Consider the following 6,012-nt stretch of genomic DNA (forward strand, 5'->3'; position numbering starts at 1 on the left):
ATAAACCTAAAGCTGCACCCCAAGAAGCACCACCATTGGTATTTCTTTTTAAAGAATAAATAGATAAATCTATCGCACTTCCTGTAATATTAGCAATCTCAATCGCTTTATTGTTTGAGGAACCTTCAATATATTCAGAAATAAAGAGTTCAGTCCCACTTCCGCTTCCACTATCACCTAATGTAGTGACATTTGCTGTATTGCTTATTGCAGAGTTATTTCCAGCAGTATCTTTAGCTAAAACTGTAAAAGAAAAAGAAGTTGCAGCAGTTAAACCGGTTACGCTATAAGAAGCATTAACTGTTGAAGCTAAAAATATGCCATCTTTATAAACATCGTATTCTGTTACGCCAACATTATCGGTTGAAGCTGTCCAAGTTAAATTAGTTGTTGTACTAGTTGTATTACTTGCATTTAAATCAGTAATTGTAGTTGGGGATTGAGTGTCTACAATGTTTGCTGTTGTTACAGTTTCAGTAGTACTTACTGATGAAGTATTTCCAGTAGCATCTTTTGCATATACCGTAAAATTATAGGTAGTATTTAATGTTAAATTAGTAACAGCATATGAATTTGTATTGGATGAAACTAAAAATACACTATCTTTATAAATTTCATAAGAACTCACAGCAATATTATCTGTTGAAGCAGTCCAGTTTAAATCTAGAGTTGTGTTTGTAATATTTGAGGCAATCAAATTTATTGGTACAGTTGGTGCTTCAGTATCTGGAGTGCTATTTCCAAATAAATCTTCAGCTTGTGGACCATTCCAAATTTGTGTTGCAAAAGCTGGATTATCAATAAAAGGGTTTCTATTTCCTTGTGCAAAAGTATTTGACGAATTTCCATGATATTCGTTTCTGTTTTTTTCTATTTGAGAAACAGGATCTTCAGCATTCCATTGTAAGAATAAATCAATCATAGCATCAGGAGTTGCAGCGGAACTACCAATACCAACACCCGTTGGTAGACATTGGTTTCCATATCGTAAATACATATACATCATCATTCTTGCAATGTCACCTTTCCATTCATCACCCGGATACCATCCACTATTTGAGTCACCTGCAAAACCGCTTCCTGCAGCAAATTTTTTACTACTACGTTGTCCATTAAAAGTAACATCTGCCGGGCGTAAATGATGACCGTCAGAGCCAGGTCCTGAAGTTCCTAAGTTAGGTGTTCCAAGAGATTTAGCATAGGTATGTTCTCTATTCCAATCTGTGCCTGCAATACCTCCATTCGCATTTTTACTTCTGGTTCTGTCTGTAACATAATTTCCATCATTGTCATTATATCCATAAATTAAGATAATATTGCTTTGTGTAGCATCATTAGGATCTAGATCTGTAATTTTTGAAGCATCCCATACTTGAGAATACGATAAAAAAGTGGTGTGTGTATTAATAATTTTTGTGGCTAATTCATTTTTTAAAGCTGTTCCTGTAAGGGATAAATTCACATCATTATAATAGGATGGGATTTGAGCTACGAGCCAAAACGGGGTAATTAATAATAAGAGTAGAGTAATTTTTTTCATAAAGGGTTAATTTAAATTAATTTATGTAACAAATGTAACTTGTTATAAATACGCTCCTATTAAGGCTTTATTAAATTTATGAACTAGTTTTTAACAAATTGTAATGTTTAATAAAACATTTAGGATTTAAACCTAATTTTTTAACATAAAACTCCTTTATATTACGAATTAAGATTTCTTAATTTGATTAATAATAAGTATAGTTATTATAATTTTTTATTGCTTTTCATTTTTTTTAGGACCATACCATAGCCAAAATTCGGTAAGACTAAATAAAATAGGGGAAATCCCATTATAACAGTATTAAATAGTTTAATTATGTTGTTCAATAACAGTATTTATATTCATTTTATTTTTTGGAATAAAGCCTTTCAACATTAAAGCAATTCCAAAAACCATTAAAATAATACCCATAATTCGTTTTACTTTATAGGTAATTTTTGGAGTTAATTTCTTTTTTAATTGTTTGGCTAATACTATTTTTCCAATATCAGTAATTAAATAACTAGCTATAATCACAGCAAAATAGTTAAATATTTTAGCAGGATTCATTTGTAAATTAGAACCCACAACTACAATCATTCCCAACCAAAAAGCTAACACACCAACATTAATAAAATTAAGTAAAAAGCCTTTCAAAAACAGTTTTATATAATTGGTTTGTTCAGGAATCACTAGAGTTTCATCATGAATAACTCTTTTCTGATTTTTATCTAAATACATGATTAATCCATAAACCAATAAAATTAAGCCTCCAATATAAAACAAGCGAGGATCACCTTTTATTTGTTCTAATAAACTTTTACTTCCATAGTATGCAATTAAAATAAATACAATATCACCTAAAATAACACCTAAATCAAAAGCAATAGCTGCTCTAGCTCCTTTAAGAATGCTGGTTTGTATGAGCATAAAAAAAACAGGGCCAATCATAAATGATAAAAAAAAGCCAATAAGTACTGCGTCTTTTATTTCGTTAAATGTCATAATTGTTTAATAAGGATGTGAAATTACTCTATTTATTAAACATTGTCATAGTCAATAGAGATTTTATGTGAAGTTGGATGCGCCTGACAGGTTAAAATAAAACCATCTTTAATTTCTTCCTCTGATAAAATAGTGTTTTTAGTCATTACTGCACTTCCCTCTGTAACTTTGGCTAAACAACTGCTACAAATTCCACCTTGACAAGAATAAGGAGCATCTAAATTCTCTTTTAAAGTGGCAGTTAATATGGTTGTTTTAGTATCCATTTCAAAAGTTGTTTCTTCATCATCAAGAAGTACGGTAATTTCACATATTCCTTCAAAAGTTTGAGTAGCTTCTTTTTCTGATGAAACAGGAGTAGAAAATAGTTCAAAATGAATATTATTTTTATCTAAACCATATTCAATTAAGGTTTCTTTTGCAATATGAATCATTTCTTCAGGACCACATAAAAAAGCAGTAGAAAAAGATAGATTTTTGAATTTATTTTTAACTACAAAGTTGATATTTCCAGTGTCAATTCTCCCAAATAAGGTACCCTCTTTTTGTTCTCGGCTAAATACATATTGTACATTAAATTGATTCGAAAATTCAACTTTTAAACTATTTATTTCATTTTTAAAAATAGTGTCAACTTCCGTTTTGTTACCATAAATAAGTGTAAAAGTACTTTTAGGTTCTTCAATTAATGTTGCTTTTACCATTGCCATAATTGGTGTAATTCCACTTCCAGCTGCAATTCCTAAATAATTATAGGCATTTTTCATTGAAGTTTCTAAAATAAATTTTCCTTCGGGTTTTGAAACTTCTAAAATATCACCTTCTTTTAAAATGGTACATGCATAAACTGAGAAAGTTCCATTATCTACAGCTTTAATTGCAACTCTTAATTCACCACAATTTGGTGCTGAGCAAATTGAATATGCTCTGCGAATTTCTTCACCAGCAATGGCTGTTTTAATGGTAATGTATTGACCCGCAATAAATTTAAACTCGTTTTTAAGTTCTGAAGGAATATCAAATACGATAGAAACTGCATTTTGGGTTTCCTTTTTTAGTTCTTTTATAGTAAGTGAATGGAATTTTGACATTATTAATAGTTTAAGGCTACAAAAGTAATTAAACTTTACGGAATGATTTTTAAAAAAGGTTACATTTACGTGTAACAATTTATGGTTAAAACATACTTATTAAATCGTAAAGAAAAACCAAACCGAATGATTAAACATTTTATAAACTTTGAATGGAAACAATTTTTTCGCTCATCCTATTGGCAAAAAAGTATTGCAATAAATATTTTAATGGTGTTTTTAGCACTTTATTTTATATTGGTGTTTTTAGCTTTAGGTTTTGGATTGTATCCAATACTTAAAAAACAGTTTCCTGAATCTGACCCATTAATCATGGTGAACGGCTTTTTGTTTTATTGGTTTTTAGGAGATTTGGTGATGCGTTTTTTCTTGCAGAAATTGCCGGTTATGAACATAAAGCCATTGTTAATTTTACCAGTAAAACGAAGTAAAATAGTACATTATGTATTAGGAAAATCAATGATTTCATTTTTTAATTTTCTACCTCTTTTTGCTGTTATTCCCTTTGGAACTATTTTAATTTCTGAAGATTACAATACAACAACAGTATTAATTTGGATGTTATTAGTGGTTGTTTTTACGCTAACAGTAAATTTTTTAAATTTTATTATTGAAAGTAAATCAGCTGAAACAGAATTATCATTTTTGCCAATAATAGCAATAACCTCAGGTTTGTTTGCTTTAAATTATTTTGAGATAGTTTCAATATCAGGGTTGCTAGCAAGTGCTGTAAATGCTATTACTGAGAATCCAGTTTTAATATTAATTCCAATTGCATTTTTGGGTATACTTTATTTTGTAAACTATTCAATATTAAGACCTAAATTATATGTTGATGGTTCACTAAAAGCAAAAGCACAAATAGCAACAACATCTGATTTAACTTGGACAAGAAGATTTGGAGATATTGCACCTTTTTTACAACTAGACTTAAAGTTAATTTGGAGAAATAAACGCCCAAGATCATCCGTTTTTATTGTAGTTATTGGTTTGCTGTATGGTTTGGCTTTTTACCCAAATCCAATGTACCAAAATATGCCACCAATGTTCATTTTTGTTGGGATTTTTGTAACAGGAATTTTTATGATCAACTTCGGGCAGTTTATTCCTGCTTGGGATAGTGGTTATTATAAATTATTAATGAGTCAGAATATAAAATACAAGCAATATTTAAATTCTAAATTTTCATTAATGCTAATGAGTGCAATTTTAATGTTTATTTTAAGTATTCCGTATGTGTATTTTGGATGGAAAATACTAGTCATTCATTTTGCGGCAATGATTTATAATATTGGTGTAAATTCTCATGTGTTACTATTTGGAGGTTCATTTAATCGAAAAAAAATAGATTTAACTCAACGAGCAGCATTCAATTATCAAGGAACAGGAGCTGTACAATGGATAATTGGTTTTCCATTATTGCTTTTCCCAATTTTGTTTTTTTATCTTCCTTATAAATTTATTGGTTTTGAAGCGGGGATAGCAACACTAATTATTTTAGGCGGAATTGGAATAGTATTACATCAAAAACTAATGAATGGAATTACAAAACGTTATTTAAAATCTAAACATAAAATGATTAGTGCTTTTGACCAAAGCAATTAATTAGATTAAAATATTTTCTTTTTCAACAACTAAACAATTACACGTTTAAACAAAAATATAATGATACAAGCAACAGAACTTTCAAAAAAATATGGCGGAGTAACCGTTTTAAATATAGAAAATTTAGAAATTCCAAGAGGACAAACTTTTGGTTTGGTGGGAAATAATGGTGCAGGAAAAACCACCTTCTTTAATTTAATATTAGACCTTATTAATCCAACTACAGGATCGGTTATAAATAATAATATTCAAGTAAACAAAAGTGAAGATTGGAAACCTTTTACCGCTGCTTTTATTGATGAAAGTTTTTTAATTGGTTATTTAACTCCTGAAGAATATTTTTATTTTATTGGTGAGCTTCGAGGAATGAATAAAGCTGATATTGATACTTTTTTAGCGCAATTTTCAGACATTTTTAATGATGAAATTTTAGGAAAGAAAAAATATTTAAGAGATTTATCAAAAGGAAATCAGAAAAAGGCAGGAATTGTTGCTGCGTTAATAGGGAGTCCTGAAGTCATTGTTTTAGATGAACCTTTTGCTAATTTAGACCCAACTACACAAATTCGTCTTAAAAAATTATTAGGTGAGTTGACTAAAAATAGCAATGCCACTGTGCTAATTTCAAGTCATGATTTAGGTCATATTACTGAAGTTTGTGAACGTATTGTTGTTTTAGATAAAGGCTTAATAGTTAAAGACTTAAAAACTTCAGAAGAAACTTTAACAGCGTTAGAAGCGTATTTTACGGTGTAATTCAAATAAATAAGTAGTTTTTTGTATTTTTAC

5 protein-coding genes are annotated in these 6,012 nt (G+C 29.3%); 2 read left to right on the plus strand and 3 right to left on the minus strand.

The features are described 5' to 3' along the window. The 3 genes from ABY863_RS12335 to ABY863_RS12345 form a co-directional block, all read right to left on the minus strand. Positions 1–1,540: endonuclease (locus ABY863_RS12335; RefSeq protein ID WP_372795278.1), on the minus strand; the 1,540-nt coding region annotated here is incomplete at its 3' end. 312 nt (positions 1,541–1,852) lie between these two features. Beyond that, positions 1,853–2,527: a LysE family translocator gene (locus tag ABY863_RS12340; protein WP_372795280.1), complete on the minus strand. Its 675-nt coding sequence runs from the start codon at positions 2,525–2,527 to the stop codon at positions 1,853–1,855. Positions 2,528–2,562: 35 nt separating this feature from the next. Continuing rightward, positions 2,563–3,618 carry a 2Fe-2S iron-sulfur cluster-binding protein gene (locus tag ABY863_RS12345; RefSeq protein WP_372795282.1) on the minus strand — a complete coding sequence of 352 codons (1,056 nt, stop codon included), beginning with the start codon at positions 3,616–3,618 and terminating at the stop codon, positions 2,563–2,565. Between the two features lie 126 nt (positions 3,619–3,744). On the opposite strand from ABY863_RS12345, the gene ABY863_RS12350 reads away from it, so the two are divergent. Then, positions 3,745–5,223 (plus strand): DUF5687 family protein, encoded by a 1,479-nt coding sequence (locus ABY863_RS12350; RefSeq protein ID WP_372795284.1) that lies wholly within the window; start codon positions 3,745–3,747, stop codon positions 5,221–5,223. 60 nt (positions 5,224–5,283) lie between these two features. Next, complete coding sequence (locus ABY863_RS12355; RefSeq protein ID WP_372795286.1) at positions 5,284–5,979, plus strand: ABC transporter ATP-binding protein; 696 nt, start codon at positions 5,284–5,286, stop codon at positions 5,977–5,979. The last annotated feature ends 33 nt before the right edge of the window (positions 5,980–6,012 follow it).

The sequence above is a fragment of the Lutibacter sp. genome (genome assembly GCF_041562875.1).
Taxonomy (GTDB): domain Bacteria; phylum Bacteroidota; class Bacteroidia; order Flavobacteriales; family Flavobacteriaceae; genus Lutibacter.

Coding starts and splice junctions, on each gene's coding strand:
- ABY863_RS12355 (WP_372795286.1), top strand. CDS start 5,284: ATGATACAAGCAACAGAACTTTCAAAAAAATATGGCGGAGTAACCGTT.
- ABY863_RS12350 (WP_372795284.1), top strand. CDS start 3,745: ATGATTAAACATTTTATAAACTTTGAATGGAAACAATTTTTTCGCTCA.
- ABY863_RS12340 (WP_372795280.1), bottom strand. CDS start 2,527: ATGACATTTAACGAAATAAAAGACGCAGTACTTATTGGCTTTTTTTTA.
- ABY863_RS12345 (WP_372795282.1), bottom strand. CDS start 3,618: ATGTCAAAATTCCATTCACTTACTATAAAAGAACTAAAAAAGGAAACC.